The sequence below is a fragment of the Bradyrhizobium sp. NBAIM03 genome, assembly GCF_020194055.1.
Lineage (GTDB): Bacteria > Pseudomonadota > Alphaproteobacteria > Rhizobiales > Xanthobacteraceae > Bradyrhizobium > Bradyrhizobium yuanmingense.
Genome location: NZ_JADYVS010000001.1, coordinates 434,331 through 450,326 on the forward strand (window position 1 = coordinate 434,331; position 15,996 = coordinate 450,326).

Here is a 15,996-nt window from a genome sequence, read left to right on the forward strand (position 1 = left end):
ATCCGTACATTGCCAGCCTAGACGGCTACTTCGCGGCGATCCGATCGAGCGCGAGGTTCAGCGCCAGAACGTTGACCCTGGGCTCGCCGAGGAAGCCGAGCAGACGGCCTTCGGTGTTGGCGGCCACGAGCTGCCTGACCTGACCGTCCGGCAGATTGCGCGCCTTCGCCACGCGCGGCACCTGGAATTGCGCGGCTTCCGGCGAAATGTCGGGGTCGAGGCCGCTGGCCGACGTCGTCACCAGGTCGACCGGCACCGAGGCGTTCGGATTCTCGCGCCTGAGCTTGTCCACATCTTCCTTCAGCCGGTCGGCCAGCGCCCTGCTGGTCGGACCGAGATTGGAGCCGCCCGAATTGGCGGCGTTGTAGGGCGCGGGCACCGTCTTGGTCGAATCGTTCGGGTCCGGCGCCAGCGTCGCCGAGGGGCGGCCGTGGAAGTACTTGTCGTCCTTGAACTCCTGCCCGATCAGGGCGGAGCCAATCACCTTGCCGTCTTTCTCGATCAGGCTGCCTTGCGCCTGCACGGGAAACAGCGCGCCGGCAATGCCGGTCATGGCGAGCGGATAGGCAAGGCCCGTGATGGCGGTGAGCGCCAGCAAGAGGACGATGGCGGGGCGGATTTCTCTGAGCATGCTGGGTCTCCTATGTCTTCCGTCATTGCGAGCGAAGCGAAGAATCCAGGGTCTTTCCACGGAGGCAGTTTGGATTGCTTCGTCGCAAGAGCTCCTCGCAATGAGCGGTTATGCCAAATGCAAGGCGGTCACCGCGAGATCGATCGCTTTGATGCCGATGAAGGGAATGACGATGCCGCCGAGCCCGTAGATCAGGAGGTTGCGGCGGAGCAGTGCGCCGGCACCGACGGCGCGATAGGCGACGCCCTTCAGCGCGAGCGGGATCAGCGCGATGATGACGAGCGCGTTGAAGATGATCGCCGACAGGATGGCGCTCTGCGGGCTCGACAGGTTCATGACGTTGAGCACGTTGAGCTGAGGGTAGAACGCCAGGAACATCGCCGGGATGATCGCAAAATACTTGGCGACGTCGTTGGCGATCGAGAACGTCGTCAGCGCACCGCGCGTCATCAAGAGCTGCTTGCCGATCTCGACCACCTCGATCAGCTTGGTCGGGTTGGAGTCGAGATCGACCATGTTGCCGGCCTCGCGGGCGGCTTGCGTGCCGGTGTTCATGGCGACGCCGACGTCGGCCTGGGCGAGCGCCGGCGCGTCGTTGGTGCCGTCGCCGCACATCGCCACCAGCTTGCCCTTGGCCTGCTCGTCACGGATCAGCTTGAGCTTGTCCTCGGGCGTTGCCTGCGCCAGGAAATCGTCGACGCCGGCTTCCGCGGCGATGGCGGCCGCCGTCATCGGGTTATCGCCGGTGATCATGATGGTGCGGATGCCCATGCGGCGCAGCTCGGCAAAACGCTCGCGGATACCGCCCTTGACGATGTCCTTGAGCTGGACGATGCCGAGCAGCTTGCCGTCCTTGGCGACCGCCAGCGGCGTGCCGCCCGATTTGGCGACCTCGTCGGCAATGGCGCTGATCTCGCGGCCCGCCTCGGATAGGGCCGCGGGCTGCATCGCCCGTGCCGCATTACCGGAGGAGATCGCGGTCGGCGCCCCGCCGGCGATATAATTGAGGATGGCATCGACCGCGCCCTTGCGCACCGACGAGCCGCCGGCGTCGACGCCGCTCATGCGGGTCTGCGCCGTGAACGGCACGAAGGTCGCGCCCAGTTCGGCCATGTCGCGGCCGCGGATGCCGTACTTCTCCTTGGCCAGCACGACGATGGAGCGGCCTTCCGGCGTCTCGTCCGCCAGCGAGGCGAGCTGAGCGGCATCCGCCAGCTCCTGCTCGGTGACGCCGCGCACGGGACGGAAGGCCGTCGCCTGCCGGTTGCCGAGGGTGATGGTGCCGGTCTTGTCGAGCAGCAGCGTGTCGACGTCGCCGGCGGCTTCGACCGCGCGGCCCGACATCGCCAGCACATTGAAGCGCACCAGGCGGTCCATGCCGGCGATGCCGATCGCCGACAACAGCGCACCGATCGTGGTCGGGATCAGCGTCACGAACAGGGCCACCAGCACGACCACCGAGATCGAGCCGCCGGCATAGGCGGCGTAGCTCGGGATCGTCACGGTGGCGAACACGAAGATGATGGTGAGGCCGGCGAGCAGGATGTTGAGCGCGATCTCGTTCGGCGTCTTCTGCCGCTCGGCGCCCTCGACCAGCTTGATCATGCGGTCGATGAAGGTCGATCCCTGCGCGGCGGTGATGCGCACCCGGATCCAGTCCGACAGCACCTGCGTGCCGCCCGTCACCGCCGAACGGTCGCCGCCGGATTCGCGGATCACGGGCGCGGACTCGCCGGTGATGGCGGCCTCGTTGACGGAGGCGACGCCCTCGACCACCTCGCCGTCCGAGGGGATGGTGTCGCCGGCCTCGACCAACACGAGATCGCCGACCTTCAGGCTCGTGCCTGACACGAGCTTGTAGTCCCGGCCCGCGCCGCTCAGGAGCTTGGCCTGGCTCTCGGTGCGGGTCTTGCGCAGTGTCTCGGCCTGCGCCTTGCCACGGCCCTCGGCCACGGCTTCGGCGAGATTGGCGAACAGCACGGTGAACCACAGCCAGAGGATGATCTGGAAGGTGACGCCGAGATTCTCCCCGCCGGTGACGAGGTCGCGCAGGAAGATCACGGTCGTGAGCGCGGCCACGATCTCGACCACGAACATCACAGGGTTCTTGATCATGGCGCGCGGATCGAGCTTGGTGAAGGCAGCGCCGATCGCTGGCATCACGATCTTCGGATCCAGCATCGCCGAGACCGGCATGCGCTTGTTGGATTTGTGGACAGGTTCCATGGAGGTCACTCCGAAAAGCGAGATCAGAAGACGTTGCCGGCGTTCATTGCGAGATGCTCGACGATGGGGCCGAGTGCGAGCGCCGGGAAGAAGGTCAGGCCGCCCATGATCAGGATGACGCCGACGACGAGGCCGACGAACAGGCCTCCGGTGGTCGGGAAAGTGCCCATCGACGGCGGGATCGACTTCTTGGCCGCGAGCGAGCCTGCGATCGCCATCGCCGGCACGATCATGAAGAAGCGGCCGACGAACATCGCGGATGCGCCCGTCAGGTTGTAGAACGGGGTGTTGCCGGTCAGGCCGGCGAAGGCGGAGCCGTTGTTGGCGGTCTGCGACGTATAGGCGTAGAGCACTTCCGAGAAGCCGTGCGGGCCCGCATTCGCCATCGAGGCAACGCCGGTGGGCAGCACGACCGCGACGGCCGACCAGCCCAGGATCATCAGCGGCAGGATCAGGATCGCGAGCATCGCCATCTTGACCTCGCGGGCCTCGATCTTCTTGCCGACATATTGCGGCGTACGGCCGACCATCAGGCCTGCGACGAAGATCGCGAGAACGACGAACAGCAGCATGCCGTATAGGCCGGCGCCGACGCCGCCGACGATGATCTCCCCTAACTCCATGTTGATCAGCGGGACCATGCCGCCAAGCGCGGTGAAGCTGTCGTGCATGGCGTTCACGGCACCGCAGGACGCGGCGGTGGTGATCACCGCGAACAGCGAGGACGCGACGATGCCGAAGCGGACTTCCTTGCCCTCCATGTTGCCGCCGGTCAGGCCGAGTGCATGCAGGGTCGTGGTGCCGCTGGCTTCAGCCCAATAGCAAACGGCGACGCCTGCGACGAACAGCACGCCCATCACCGCGAGGATCGCCCAGCCCTGGCGCTGGTTGCCGACCATGCGGCCGAACACGTTGGTGAGCGCCGCGCCGAGCACGAAGATCGACAGCATCTGCACGAAATTCGACAGCGCGGTCGGGTTCTCGAAGGGGTGAGCGGCATTGGCATTGAAGAAGCCGCCGCCATTGGTCCCGAGCATCTTGATCGCGACCTGCGAGGCGACCGGGCCGACCGCGATGGTCTGCTTGGCGCCCTCGAGCGTGGTCGCTTCGACGTAGTCGCCAAGCGTTTGCGGGATGCCCTGCCAGACCAGGAACAGAGTGAACACGACGCAGATCGGCAGCAGGATATAAAGCGTGCAGCGGGTCACATCGACCCAGAAGTTGCCGATTGTGCGCATGGACGCGCGGGCAAAGCCGCGGATCAGGGCAACGGCGAGCACGATGCCGGTGGCCGCCGACAGGAAATTCTGGTGCGTCAGGCCGACCATCTGGGTCAGATAGGACAGCGTGCTCTCGCCGCCGTAGTTCTGCCAGTTGGTATTGGTGATGAAGGAGATCGCGGTGTTGAAGGACAGATCCTCGGCGACCGCGGATTGGCCGGCTGGATTGAACGGCAGCACGGCCTGCAGCCGCATCAGGCCGTAGATGATGAGGAAGCCACCGACATGAAACAGCAGCATCGCGACCGTGTAGGTCAGCCAGTGCTGCTCGCGCTTCTCGTCGATGCCGGAGATCCAATAGATGCCGGCCTCGATCGGCCGCAGGACGGGCGACAGGAAGGTGCGCTCGCCGTTGAACACGCGCGTCATGTACCAACCGAGCGGCTTGGTCAGCGCGACCACGATCGCGCAACAAAGAATGATCTGGAACCAACCGATCACAGTCATGGCATTAACCCTTCAGGCTTTTGGTCCGGCGCAAAAGCGGCAGGAGCAGCGCGAGCAGGCCCGCGACGAGCGCAGCGTCGGCCAGCAGCAATTTTGCGAGCAGCAACACGGCTCAGAACCGCTCGGGCCGCAGCAGTGCATAGGTGAGATAGATCAGGAGGCCGAACGAGACGGCGCCGGCGAGCGCATAATCGAAGATCATGGCCCGCTCCCTCACAGCCGTTCGCAGGCATAGGTGTAGCCGATCGCGAGGGCAAAGAAGAAGAAGCCCAGCGCCAGCATCAAAAGGTCCATCATGGCGATACTCCTTAGGAGAGACGATGTCCGGCATAGCCCGTCTCTGGATCCCCGGCGGGCCGCTTGCTGCGATCGAGCGCGGCACGGGCGGGAACTTCACCGCGCTGAAGTGCCACCGCGCCCATAGGTTTTCGAGATGAGACCTATGGCGACGTTATAGGAATCTCATAAAGGCCGGCCCGTCCCGGCGCAGGGCTCGCGCCTGAGAGCTTTCCCCGCAGCCATCCTTCGAGACGCCCGCTTGGGCGGGCTCCTCAGGATGAGGGCGGAGTGCGCGGCCATAGTTTCAGCGGGCACTGACGCCGATGAGCCTCATCCTGAGGAGGCCGCTTATGGAATCCTTATATCTCTCACCCGAACCCTCTCTCGTTTTCAAATGCCCTCCAGGCCATCTTGGCGAGGCCGGCCGACTGACCGACGCCAATTCCAGGAGGCCTGATATGACGGCTCTCCACCCGCTCGATCTCCCCTCGCTCGCCGAGCAGCTGCGCAAGGCCCATTCAATGACGCGGCCGCTGATGCTCGACATCATCGGTCGCGCCTGCCGACGCTTGCCGTCGCTGGGCCGGAGCGAACGCGCAGCCCGCGTCGTGCTGGCGCTGCTGGAGCTCGAGCTGCCGATGTGGCAGGTCCGCCGCATCGCCTACGATGACGGCGAGTGGCATTGCGCGCTGTCGCGCGAGCGCGAGCTGCCGGACTGGCTGGATTCCGCGGTCGATGCGCGCCATGCCGACCTCGCGCTCTCTCTGTTGTCGGCCTTCGTCGAAGTCCGAACGCTGGCCATCGAAGTGTCGCGGCCGAGCGTTCCGTCGGTGCGCCCTATGCTGGATCCGCTTTACGAACCGGTCGCCTGCCACAATTCCCGCTAGACGCATCTGAAAGGACACGAGAAATGCCGACGCCGATTCTCGGCTTTGAGCGACCCCGTCTGAGGGCTGAACAGCAGTTGCCCATATCGAAGCTGCGCAAAGCTCGACTCGAGCGTATCGCCCTGCATGGGTTGGCCATGCTGTCGATGGGCAGCGTGCTCACCGCGCTGATCGCGCTGAGGACCGCAATCCATATCTGGCATCTCCAGGCCTGACCGGCATTGCGGACGTGATGATCTTTCGCGGCCTCAGCGGCTAGCTCCTCACCTCCGCCTCGATCAGTCGCGCCAGCTCCGACGCGGTGACCTCGATCGGCCGGCCGCTGCGCTCGACGCGGGCCTGGATCAGCGCGCCCTGGAGCGCCGACGTGCAGAGCACCGCCAGCGCCTCCGCCCGCGGCCTGGCAAACCCGTCGGCGACGAGCTTGTCACGCAGGATCGATAGCCGTGCCGCATAGGCCTTGCGACCGGCCTCCGACACGGCGCGCTCGCGCGGCGCCAGCTCGAGCAGCACGGTCGTGATCGGGCAGCCATTGCGGAAGCCGGAGCCCTGCATCCAGCCTGCCAGCAGTCTGGCGTGCGCGCGCAAGAGCTCGCCGGTCGAGCCGCACTCTGCCGCGAGCTCGGCGACCGTCGCCGCGACGCGGCGGCCCGCCTCCTCCACCGCTGCCACCGCGATCGAGGATTTTCCGTCCGGAAAGTAATGATAGAGCGACCCCTTCGGCGCGCCGCTGACGTCGACGATGTCGTTGAGGCCGGTGCGGGCAAATCCCTGGCGGCGGAATAGCGTCACCGCGGCATTGATGATGGGCTGACGGTGCTTCGGCACGGCCGGCATGGCACTCTCCTCCGCTCGGAAATTATATTGATTGGTCTACATCAGCCTCCGACAGTCAAGGCATGACAATGACGGAGAGAGGCAGATGCCTGAGAGAGTGACCTATGAACTGAACGACGGCGTGGCGCGGATCGGGCTCGACGACGGCAAGGTCAACGTGATGTCGGCCGCGATGCTGGGCGAGATCGGCGCCTCCTTCGACCGCGCCGAGACGGAGGCGGAGATCGTGGTGCTGCGCTCGGGCCGGCCAGGCATCTTTTCCGCGGGCTTCGATCTGAAAGTGTTCGCCTCGGGCGATGCCGCCAAGAGCCTCGAGATGGTCCGGGCCGGCGCCGAGCTTGCGCTGCGGCTGATGTCGTTTCCGCATCCGACCATCGGCGTGATGGAGGGCCATGCTTACCCGATGGGAACGTTCCTGCTGCTCGCCTGCGACGTCAGGCTGGGCGCGCGCGGACCGCACCGCATGGGGCTGAACGAGGTGGCGATCGGCATCGCGCCTCCCAGCTTTGCCATCGAGCTCGCGCGCAGCCGGCTGCATCCGGCCTGGCTCAGCCGTACCGTCACGCTTGGCGAGATGTACGAGCCCGAGGAGGCGCAGACGGCCGGCTTTCTCGATCGCGTGGTTGCACCTGAGATGGTCGACGCCACGATCGAGACGATCATCACCGGCCTGCGCGCCATCCACATGCCGTCGCATGCCACCGCAAAGCGGCGCCTGCGCCAGGGAGCCATGGACGCCATGCGCGCGGCGATCGACCGCGAGCTGACCATGGCTGCCTATGAGGCAAGCAACCGCGCGCGCAGCGCAGTCGCGCTGCCCGGTTGAGGTCGGCTATCCCGCGGAAAAGGCGTTGCCTAAAACTACCTGGCCGATCTGGCGCAGTTTCACGGAACCGTGTAGAGCGGTTTCATGAGCACAGGCAATGTCAACGTCGTCGCCCACCCCCTGGTCCAGCACAAGCTCTCCCTGATGCGGGAGAAGGACCGCTCGACCAAGAGCTTTCGCGAGATCCTGAACGAGATCGGGATGCTGCTGGCCTACGAGGTGACGCGCGACCTGCCGCTGGAGCTGGTGGACATCGAGACGCCGATCGCGCCGATGCAGGCACCCAAGATCGCCGGCAAGAAGCTCACGCTGGCGCCGATCCTGCGCGCCGGCGTCGGCTTTCTCGACGGCATGCTGGCGCTGATGCCTTCGGCGCGCATCGCCCATATCGGGCTCTACCGCGACCCCGAGACGTTGCAGGCCGTGGAATATTACTTCAAGGCGCCGCAGGACCTGTCCGACCGCACCGTGATCCTGATGGATCCGATGCTGGCGACCGGCAATTCCGCCTGCGCCGGCGCGTCCCTGCTCAAGGCTCGCGGCGCCCGCGACATCCGCTTCGTCTGCCTCCTGGCCGCGCCCGAGGGCATCGCCAAGTTCCAGAGCGAGCATCCCGACGTGCCGATCTGGACCGCCGCGATCGACGAGCGGCTCAACGACCACGGCTATATCGTGCCAGGCCTGGGCGACGCCGGCGACCGGATGTTCGGCACCAAGTAGACAGGTTTGCACGACCGGGTTAGTCCGATGGCCATGAGTGCCAACGATTTTTCGCTGCAATCGCTGCTCCGGATCAAGACCGCCGCCGACCCTGCCCTGGTATTCGACGGCAAGGCCGTCTCTCGCGCGGAATTCTCGGCGAAGATCGAGCAGAGCGCCGCCTGGCTAGCCGCGCAAGGCATCGGCAAGGGCGACGTCGTCGCAGTCTGGCTGGTCAACCGGGTCGAATGGCTCGCGCTGCTGTTCGCCGCGGCGCGGCTCGGCGCGGTCATCGCCGCCGTCAATACGCGCTATCGCAGCGCAGAAGTCGCGCACCTGCTCAAACTATCAGGCGCGAAGCTCATGGTGGTCGAGGCGGCATTCCGCGCGATCGACTTTGCCACCATCCTCGCCGACGTCGCCGAGGCCGAGGTGCCCGCGCTGCAACGGCTGGCCGTGGTCGGCGCGGATGCGATCCCCGCACACTGGCCCTGCGTGCGGTTCGATGCGTTCGAGACGCCCTACCCGCTGGCTCCGCCGCGCCAGGATGATGTCGACCTGCCCGTGCTGCTCTACACCACGTCGGGCACGACCAAGGGGCCGAAGCTCGTCGCGCATTCGCAAGCGACGCTGGCGACGCACGCCGCCTCCGTCGCCGACGCGCTCCAGCTCGATCACCACCGTCATTCGCTCCTGGCGATGCTGCCGTTCTGCGGCACCTTCGGCATGACGAGCCTGCTCGGCTTCCTCGCGGCCGGCGCGACCATTCATGTGCTCGATGCCTTCGAAGCAGCGCCGGCGCTGGAGATCCTCAGCACGGAGCGCATCACGCATTCCTTCGGTTCGGACGAGATGTTCCGGCGCATCCTCGCCCTCACCGATGCGCCACACCCGTTTCCGCATCTCGAAGTCTGCGGCTTCGCCGCGTTCCAGCCCGGCTGGCGCGAGCTGGCTGTGGAAGCCGAAGCGCGCGGCATGAAGCTGTATGGCCTCTACGGATCGAGCGAGGTGCAGGCGCTGTTCTCGATCGGCGGCCCCAGTGATGCCTTTGCCGATCGGATCGAGGGCGGCGGCTGGCCGATGTCGCCGGAGGCGAAAGTCCGCGTGCGCGATGTCGAGACCGGAGAACACGTGGCCAGCGGCGTCTCCGGCGAGATCGAGATCAGCGCGCCTTCGCGCTTCCTCGGCTACTTCAACAATCCGGAGGCGACGCGCGAGGCGATCACCGCCGGCGGCTTCTTCCGGACCGGCGACATCGGCCGGCTGCGCGGCGACGGGTCGTTCGTCTACGAGACCCGCGCCGGCGATGCGATGCGGCTCGGCGGCTTCCTGGTCGCGCCCGGTGAGATCGAGGACGAGCTCAAATCCTGCACCGGTGTCGCCGACGCCCAGGTCGTCGCCATCGATCTCAAGGGGCAGGCGCGCTGCGTCGCCTTCGTGATCCCGACAACGGAGCCGCCCATCCAGGAGACGCTGATCGCGCATCTGCGCGAGCGGCTCGCCGGCTACAAGGTGCCAGCGCGGATCTATGTCGTGGAGGCCTTCCCGGTGACCGACAGTGCCAATGGCGTGAAGATCCAGCGGGCCAGGCTTCGCGCCATGGCAATGGAGCGGATCGCCGCCGAATAGATTCGCTCAGTACGACTTGTTCAGTACGATTTGGCGAGCCCCAGCACCTTTTCCGCGATGAAGCTGAGGGCGAGCTGCGGGCTGACCGGCGCGATGCGCGGGATCAGCACCTCCCGCAAATAGCGCTCGACATGGAATTCCTTGGCGTAGCCGAAGCCGCCATGGGTCATCACCGCCTGCTCGCAGGCCGAGAAGCCCGCTTCGCCCGCCAGATATTTTGCGGCATTGGCCGCGGCGCCGCAGGGCATGCCCTTGTCGTATTGCCAGGCCGCCGACATCACCATCAGCCAGGCCGCCTCGAGCTCGACCCAGTTCACCGCAAGCGGATGCTGGATGCCTTGATTCTTGCCGATCGGACGATTGAACACGACACGCGTCTTGGCGTATTCGGTCGCGCGCGACAGCGCGAGCTTGCCGAGACCGACCGCCTCGGCCGCGATGAGAATACGCTCCGGATTCATGCCTTCGAGGATGTACTCGAAGCCTTTGCCCTCCTCGCCGATGCGGTCCTCCATCGGGATCTCGAAGTCCTCGAAGAACAGCTCGTTGGAATCGACGATCTTGCGGCCCATCTTTTCGATCTCGTGGACCTTGATCCTGTTGCGGTCGAAATCGGTGTAGAACAGACTGAGACCGTGGGTGGGCGAGCGCACCTCTTCCAGCGGCGTGGTGCGCGCCAGCAGCAAAATCTTGTGCGCGACCTGCGCGGTCGAGATCCACACCTTCTGGCCATTGACGATGTAGCGGTCGTTCTTGGCGACCGCACGGGTCTTGAGCTGGGTGGTGTTGAGGCCGGTGTTGGGCTCGGTGACGGCGAAGCACGCCTTCTCGCGGCCCTCGACCATCGGCGGCAGCATGCGCCTGCGCTGCTCCTCGGTGCCGAACACGACGACGGGGTTGAGCCCGAACACGTTGATGTGCACCGCCGAGGCACCGGACATGCCGGCGCCCGACTCGGCGATGGTGCGCATCATGATCGCGGCTTCCGTGATGCCGAGCCCGGAGCCGCCATACTCTTCCGGCACGCAAATGCCGAGCCAGCCGGCGTCCGCCAGCGCCTTGTGGAAATCGTGCGGGAAACCGCCGTCGTGGTCCTTCTTCAGCCAATAGGCGTCGGGAAAGCCTTCGCAGATCTTGGCGATGGCGTCGCGAATGGCTTCCTGCTGATCGGTGAGCGCGAAATCCATGGTCTTGATCTCCCTTCGCCAAGCGTTCTTTAGCTCGAAAAACTGCATGCAGATACGTGAATTTGCCCGCGAAGTGTGCCTACCATGCATGGGGTCATGCGGCGCGACGTGACGCGCGCGCCGTTATTTCGCAGGGAGGAAACCGCGATGGCCGGACTATATTTCGAGGACTTTTCCGTGGGCCAGGAGTTCAGGCATCCGCTGACCCGGACCGTCACGGAGATGGACAACACCATGTTCAGCCTGCTGACGCTGAACCCGCAGCCGCTGCACATCGACGCGCATTTCGCCGAGAAGACCGAGTTCGGCCAGCGCATTTTCAACAGTCTTTACACCCTCGGCATCATGATCGGCATGACGGTCTATGATACGACCCTGGGCACCACCGTCGCCAATCTCGGCATGACCGACGTCACCTTTCCGAAGCCGGTCTTCCATGGCGACACGTTGCGGGCCACGACAAAGGTGCTCTCGGTGCGGGAATCCAGATCGCGGCCCAAGGCCGGTATCGTCGAGTTCGAGCACCATGCCCTGAACCAGAACGACGAGATTGTCGGCAAATGCCGCCGCATGGCGATGATGCACAAGAGGCCGGTCTGATGCGTTCGATGCTGTTCGTGCCGGGCGATTCCCCGCGCAAATTCGAGAAGGCGAGCGAAGGCAAGGCCGACGCGCTGATCATCGATCTCGAGGATTCCGTCGTCACCGAGAAGAAGGCGGAAGCGCGTGAGCTGACGCTTTCGATGTTGAAGAGCCGACCCGGCCCGCATCAGCTCTATGTCCGCGTCAACGCGCTCGACACCGGCATGACGCTGGCCGATCTCGCCGCGGTGATGCCGGGCAGGCCTGACGGCATCGTGCTGCCGAAATCGCAAGGCGGCGACGACGTGCGTCAGGTCGCGACCTGGCTCGAAGCTTTGGAAGCCGCCTCCGGCATCGCGATCGGCGCGACCCGCATCGTCTGCGTCGCGACGGAGACCGCCGGCTCGATCTTCTGGCTCGGCAGCTACAAGGGCTGCTCCCCTCGCCTCGCCGGCCTGATGTGGGGCGCGGAAGATCTCTCCGCCTCGCTCGGCGCTACCGAGAAGGCGAGCGGCGGCGTGTTCCACAGCCCCTATCGCCTGGCGCGGGATCTCTGCCTGATGGCGGCGGCAGCCGCCGAGGTCGCGCCGATCGACACGGTTTACACCGACATCGACAACCTTGCCGGCCTCGAAGCCGAAACCCGCGCCGCGCGGCGCGACGGTTTTTCGGCCAAGGCGCTGATCCACCCCAAGCATGTCGACATCGTCAACGCGGCCTTTGCGCCGACGGAGGCCGAGCGCGCCTGGGCGGAGAAGGTGATCGCGGCGTTCGCGAGCAATCCCAATTCCGGCACGCTGCGGCTCGACGGTCAGATGATCGACAAGCCGCACCTTCGCGCGGCGATGAAGATTCTCGGCCAGTCCTAGAGCGGGACGCAAGCCGGGCCGGCTGCCGGCCTCAGTCGAACCCCTGAACGGGCGGTGCCGAGGAATGCGCCGGCGCGGCAGGCGCGGCTTGAACCGGCGGAGCCTGGACCGGCGGGGCCGGATTGCCGGCAGCTCTCATCTGGCCGTTGGCGGCCATTGCCTCGCGCGTGCGCGACGGGCTACCGGTCGCGGCGGCGCGACGCGGCGGCGGCTGCCGGTGCCTGGCCGACTGCGAGCCTCTCAGGCCCCAGGACCGGGCGATCGAAGGTCCGGCCGTGTAGCCGATCAAGGCGCCGGCGACCGCACCCACCGGCCCAAGCACGACCGCACCCGAGACCGCGCCGAGCGCCGCGTCGCCTGCGCGCTCCTGCGCGAGCGCGCCCGCGGGCACGCAGGCCAGCATTGCGACAGCAGTGATCAGTGCCTTGTTCATCGGAGCGCCTCCCTCGCGACAGATCACTCCTGCTCAAATATGGCCACACGAGGTTCGCTTGCCGGCCAACAAAAGGCAATCGCGCCCGGAACCCGGGCGTCCGGACAGCTCGATTGGCCGACCATCGATCTCCAGGAGCCAGCGACACGGACAGGCGCGCCAACATCTTGACACCGCTTAGCCGCTGAATATTTTTTCGCCGAGAAGAGATCTTCTCATCCTCGCAAAACCAAAGGATCTAACGCGACCGTCTGGAGAGACGACGATGCTCGATGAGAATTTGGCCCGCATTCGTGCGCACCGCAACAACATCCACCGCTACCGGCGCCTGCTGAAGACCAGGCTGTCGCAGCTCGAGCGCCAATTCATCGAGAGGCGACTTGCCGAAGAGCGATCGGCGCTCGATGGCCTGACCGCCAGCACCTTTCCCGTCGGCTTCCGCGCCGCCGAAGCGCCGGCGAACGCGTTGGGGATGGCCCAATGAACAGCCAACGCGATCTGCTGATCCGCGGCAGCGAGAAGGTCATCGGCCATTACGAGCTGCTTCTTGCCAGCGCCAAGAGCGAGCATGAGCGCGAGCTCTATCGCCAGCGCATCGAACGCGAGCGGCGGCTGATCCGGGACCTGCAAGGCGAATGGGATCACCGCGCGGCCTGAGCTGGGAGATCACGCCTCCCCGGCACCGTCGCAGGGAGGGCTATCGCATTTGAGAGCTCTCCCCTGCGGCCATCCTTCGAGACGCCCGCTTGAGGCGGGCTCCTCAGGATGAGGACGGAGTGTGTGGCTGCAGTTTCAAGAGGCACTGACGCTGATGAGCCTCATCCTGAGGAGGCGCGTAAGCGCCGTCTCGAAGGACGAGGCGTGCGCAACGACCGCCATCACAAGTCATATGCCATAGCCCTGCCGTCGCAGGGACGAACCGCTTCCGCGGTTCGTCCCTGTGCATTCGTTTCAGCGGACGAGGCGGTTGGGGCCTGCGAGTGCGCTGCTCGTGCCGGCTGCGGGCGCCACTCTCACCGTGGCGGTGAACGGCGCACCGTTGCGCAGCAGCGTGAGCTTCACGTCCTCGCCGATCCGCGCCAGGCCGATCGTGTTGCGGAGCTGGGCGGCAGTGCGGATCGGGCGGTCGTCGGCGCCGGTCACGACATCGCCCTTGCGCAGGCCGGCCTTCTCTGCGGGCGAATCCGCCGCGATCTCGGCGATGACGGCGCCCTGATTCAATCCCTTGTTGACCGACGGATGCAGGTCCTTCAGCGAAATGCCGATGCGGCCGCGCTCGACCCGGCCGCTCACGATGATCTGCTCCATCACCTTGCGCGCCATGTTGACCGGAATGGCAAAGCCGATGCCGACGTTGCCGCCGGCGGGCGAGATGATCGCCGAGTTGATGCCGACGAGCTCGCCACGCAGGCTGACCAGCGCGCCGCCGGAATTGCCGGGATTGATCGCCGCGTCGGTCTGGATGAAATCCTCATAGCCCTGCTTGCCGAGGCCGGTGCGGCCCAGCGCGCTGACGAGCCCCGAGGTCACGGTCTGGCCGAGGCCGAAGGGATTGCCGATCGCGAGGACGAAATCGCCGACATCGAGCCCGTCGCTGTCGCCGAAGGCAAGCGCCTTGAGCCCGACCGGGTTCTGGACCTGGAGCACTGCGACATCCGTGGGCGGATCACGGCCGATGACCTTGGCGGAAAACTGCCGGCCGTCCTTGGTCGTGATCTGAACGGCGGATGTGCCCTCGACCACGTGATTGTTGGTCAGCACATAGCCGCGCTGGGCGTCGACGATCACCCCGGAGCCGGTCGCATTGACCTCCTTCTCGATCTGCCGGGGAACGTCGAAGAACTCGCGAAACAGCGGATCGCGATAGAGCGGGTTGTCCTCGCGCACGCGGCCATGCACGGAGATGTTGACCACCGCGGGCGTCACCTGGCGCACCAGCGGCGCCAGGGTCGGCACCGGACCGCCGGTCTTCAGATCCGGAATCTGGCCGGCGGCAGGCTGCGACGCCGTGAGCGTCAGCATCAGTAAGGCCAGGAACAGCAGACGCACAGCATTCGTCATCGTCACCCTGCCACGTTGTGTTGTGAGGATAGTCGGAACCTTGGTGCTTCAGCCTTCGTCGCCTGACGCGACGATCCAGCCCTGCAAGGCCAAAAGCGGGACGGTCCAGGCTGCCGCGGCCTGGCCGAGCAGCACGAGGGCGAGGACGGTGGGCGTGACTATCATGCCGCCTGCCCTTCGGCGGCGGCCCATGGCCGCCGCAGCCGCATCGGCACGCCGCCGCCGCGCGGCGGGTCGTCATTGTCGTTGTCGCCGTCGAGCTTGCGCAAGGCGGCTAGAATGTCGACGAGCCGGACCGTGTGGCTCATGCCGGGAATCTCGCGCAAGGCGGGACAGGATTCGACCGCATACATGTCCGATGCCCAGGACGACAGGATGACGCGCTTCTCGGGCGACGAGAGCTCCTCGGCATTCAGGACGTCGGTAGGCGAGTCGTAGTGGGCGGCGGGATGAAACAGCGGATTGAGAGTGCCGGAACTGGTATTCACGTTGGTCATCGATGGGTCTCCCACATGCTCCTTTCCAGGGGGACGGCTTGTTGACGATGAGACGGCGGCGCCACATCGCCGCCGTCTCACCTGACGTTAGTGCGTATTGATCGCGATGCGCTTGACGCCTTCGCGTGCCTTCTCCGATTTCGGCAGCGACACGGTCAGGACGCCATTCCTAAACGACGCCTCTGCCTTGTCCTCCTCGACACCCTCCAGCGGAATCTGCCGTTCGAAGGCGCCGTAATAGCACTCGGTGAAGAACCTGCCTTCGCCGTTGCGCTCCGCCTTCTTCTCGCCGCGGACGGTCAGCACGCCATTGGCGATCTCGACCTGAACGTCCTTCTCCGTCAGGCCGGGAAGTTCGGCCGAGACGGTCAGCGTCTTGTCGGTCTCGCTGAGCTCGACCTTCGGCCAGCCGAAACGGCCTTCCATCAGCGGCGACAGGCTGGTCGCCCCGAAGCCGCGGAAGACATCGTCGAACAGACGGTTCATCTCGCGGTGAAGCGTCAGGAACGGATCGAAATTGTCGCGCGCCGGCGCAAGCTCCTGGTTTTTCGACCAGGGAATGAGATCACGAAAAGCCATGGTACCCTCCTTCATGCATCGGAAAGCGCGGCCCGCGCACGCGCGCG

19 protein-coding genes are annotated in these 15,996 nt (G+C 65.8%); 9 read left to right on the forward strand and 10 right to left on the reverse strand.

Annotation, left to right across the window (positions count from 1 at the left end; translation table 11 throughout):
- Positions 1 to 25: 25 nt before the first annotated feature.
- From I6F21_RS01925 to I6F21_RS01940, 4 genes are all read right to left on the reverse strand, one after another.
- Positions 26 to 631: a K(+)-transporting ATPase subunit C gene (locus tag I6F21_RS01925; RefSeq protein WP_225112100.1), complete on the reverse strand. Its 606-nt coding sequence runs from the start codon at positions 629 to 631 to the stop codon at positions 26 to 28.
- A gap of 108 nt (positions 632 to 739) precedes the next feature.
- Positions 740 to 2,857 carry a potassium-transporting ATPase subunit KdpB gene (kdpB, locus tag I6F21_RS01930; RefSeq protein ID WP_225182734.1) on the reverse strand — a complete coding sequence of 706 codons (2,118 nt, stop codon included), beginning with the start codon at positions 2,855 to 2,857 and terminating at the stop codon, positions 740 to 742.
- Between the two features lie 23 nt (positions 2,858 to 2,880).
- Complete coding sequence (gene kdpA, locus I6F21_RS01935; RefSeq protein WP_225182735.1) at positions 2,881 to 4,584, reverse strand: potassium-transporting ATPase subunit KdpA; 1,704 nt, start codon at positions 4,582 to 4,584, stop codon at positions 2,881 to 2,883.
- 112 nt (positions 4,585 to 4,696) lie between these two features.
- Positions 4,697 to 4,786, reverse strand: coding sequence for a K(+)-transporting ATPase subunit F (locus tag I6F21_RS01940; protein WP_035698142.1), 90 nt, complete (start codon positions 4,784 to 4,786; stop codon positions 4,697 to 4,699).
- Positions 4,787 to 5,321: 535 nt separating this feature from the next.
- Here I6F21_RS01940 and I6F21_RS01945 point away from each other — a divergent pair.
- Together I6F21_RS01945 and I6F21_RS01950 are read left to right on the forward strand one after the other, a co-directional pair.
- Entirely contained in the window at positions 5,322 to 5,750 is a 429-nt protein-coding gene (locus tag I6F21_RS01945; RefSeq protein ID WP_225182736.1) for a hypothetical protein, read from the forward strand.
- A gap of 23 nt (positions 5,751 to 5,773) precedes the next feature.
- Positions 5,774 to 5,965: a hypothetical protein gene (locus I6F21_RS01950; protein ID WP_036007210.1), complete on the forward strand. Its 192-nt coding sequence runs from the start codon at positions 5,774 to 5,776 to the stop codon at positions 5,963 to 5,965.
- 40 nt (positions 5,966 to 6,005) lie between these two features.
- Here the strand turns inward: I6F21_RS01950 and I6F21_RS01955 are convergent, their stop codons facing one another.
- Complete coding sequence (locus I6F21_RS01955) at positions 6,006 to 6,587, reverse strand: TetR/AcrR family transcriptional regulator (protein WP_036007209.1); 582 nt, start codon at positions 6,585 to 6,587, stop codon at positions 6,006 to 6,008.
- An 85-nt stretch (positions 6,588 to 6,672) separates the two neighbouring features.
- Between I6F21_RS01955 and I6F21_RS01960 the strand changes: the two genes are divergently transcribed.
- The 3 genes from I6F21_RS01960 to I6F21_RS01970 all read left to right on the forward strand — a co-directional run bounded on the left by I6F21_RS01960 (position 6,673) and on the right by I6F21_RS01970 (position 9,741).
- Positions 6,673 to 7,413: a crotonase/enoyl-CoA hydratase family protein gene (locus tag I6F21_RS01960; RefSeq protein ID WP_225182737.1), complete on the forward strand. Its 741-nt coding sequence runs from the start codon at positions 6,673 to 6,675 to the stop codon at positions 7,411 to 7,413.
- 84 nt (positions 7,414 to 7,497) lie between these two features.
- Entirely contained in the window at positions 7,498 to 8,133 is a 636-nt protein-coding gene (gene upp / locus I6F21_RS01965) for a uracil phosphoribosyltransferase (RefSeq protein ID WP_036007202.1), read from the forward strand.
- A gap of 33 nt (positions 8,134 to 8,166) precedes the next feature.
- On the forward strand, positions 8,167 to 9,741 hold the full coding sequence (locus I6F21_RS01970) for an AMP-binding protein (RefSeq protein WP_225182799.1): 1,575 nt from the start codon (positions 8,167 to 8,169) through the stop codon (positions 9,739 to 9,741).
- 20 nt (positions 9,742 to 9,761) lie between these two features.
- Here the strand turns inward: I6F21_RS01970 and I6F21_RS01975 are convergent, their stop codons facing one another.
- On the reverse strand, positions 9,762 to 10,928 hold the full coding sequence (locus tag I6F21_RS01975) for an acyl-CoA dehydrogenase family protein (RefSeq protein WP_060735112.1): 1,167 nt from the start codon (positions 10,926 to 10,928) through the stop codon (positions 9,762 to 9,764).
- A gap of 96 nt (positions 10,929 to 11,024) precedes the next feature.
- Between I6F21_RS01975 and I6F21_RS01980 the strand changes: the two genes are divergently transcribed.
- Entirely contained in the window at positions 11,025 to 11,528 is a 504-nt protein-coding gene (locus tag I6F21_RS01980; RefSeq protein ID WP_341850358.1) for a MaoC family dehydratase, read from the forward strand.
- On the forward strand, positions 11,528 to 12,379 hold the full coding sequence (locus I6F21_RS01985; RefSeq protein WP_225139166.1) for a CoA ester lyase: 852 nt from the start codon (positions 11,528 to 11,530) through the stop codon (positions 12,377 to 12,379). The genes I6F21_RS01980 and I6F21_RS01985 overlap by 1 nt, the downstream gene beginning before the upstream one ends.
- Before the next feature lie 31 nt (positions 12,380 to 12,410).
- On the opposite strand, the gene I6F21_RS01990 is transcribed toward I6F21_RS01985, so the two are convergent.
- Entirely contained in the window at positions 12,411 to 12,812 is a 402-nt protein-coding gene (locus I6F21_RS01990; RefSeq protein ID WP_192893299.1) for a hypothetical protein, read from the reverse strand.
- 265 nt (positions 12,813 to 13,077) lie between these two features.
- On the opposite strand from I6F21_RS01990, the gene I6F21_RS01995 reads away from it, so the two are divergent.
- Entirely contained in the window at positions 13,078 to 13,296 is a 219-nt protein-coding gene (locus tag I6F21_RS01995) for a hypothetical protein (protein WP_036007194.1), read from the forward strand.
- Positions 13,293 to 13,469: a hypothetical protein gene (locus tag I6F21_RS02000; RefSeq protein ID WP_172786903.1), complete on the forward strand. Its 177-nt coding sequence runs from the start codon at positions 13,293 to 13,295 to the stop codon at positions 13,467 to 13,469. Before I6F21_RS01995 ends, I6F21_RS02000 begins: the two co-directional genes overlap by 4 nt.
- 294 nt (positions 13,470 to 13,763) lie before the next feature.
- On the opposite strand, the gene I6F21_RS02005 is transcribed toward I6F21_RS02000, so the two are convergent.
- From I6F21_RS02005 to I6F21_RS02015, 3 genes are all read right to left on the reverse strand, one after another.
- Positions 13,764 to 14,834 (reverse strand): trypsin-like peptidase domain-containing protein, encoded by a 1,071-nt coding sequence (locus tag I6F21_RS02005; RefSeq protein WP_225182800.1) that lies wholly within the window; start codon positions 14,832 to 14,834, stop codon positions 13,764 to 13,766.
- A gap of 200 nt (positions 14,835 to 15,034) precedes the next feature.
- Entirely contained in the window at positions 15,035 to 15,370 is a 336-nt protein-coding gene (locus tag I6F21_RS02010) for a hypothetical protein (RefSeq protein WP_225182738.1), read from the reverse strand.
- 87 nt (positions 15,371 to 15,457) lie between these two features.
- A complete protein-coding gene (locus I6F21_RS02015; protein WP_036007189.1) occupies positions 15,458 to 15,949 on the reverse strand; it encodes an Hsp20/alpha crystallin family protein in 492 nt (163 codons plus the stop codon).
- Positions 15,950 to 15,996 lie beyond the last annotated feature (47 nt).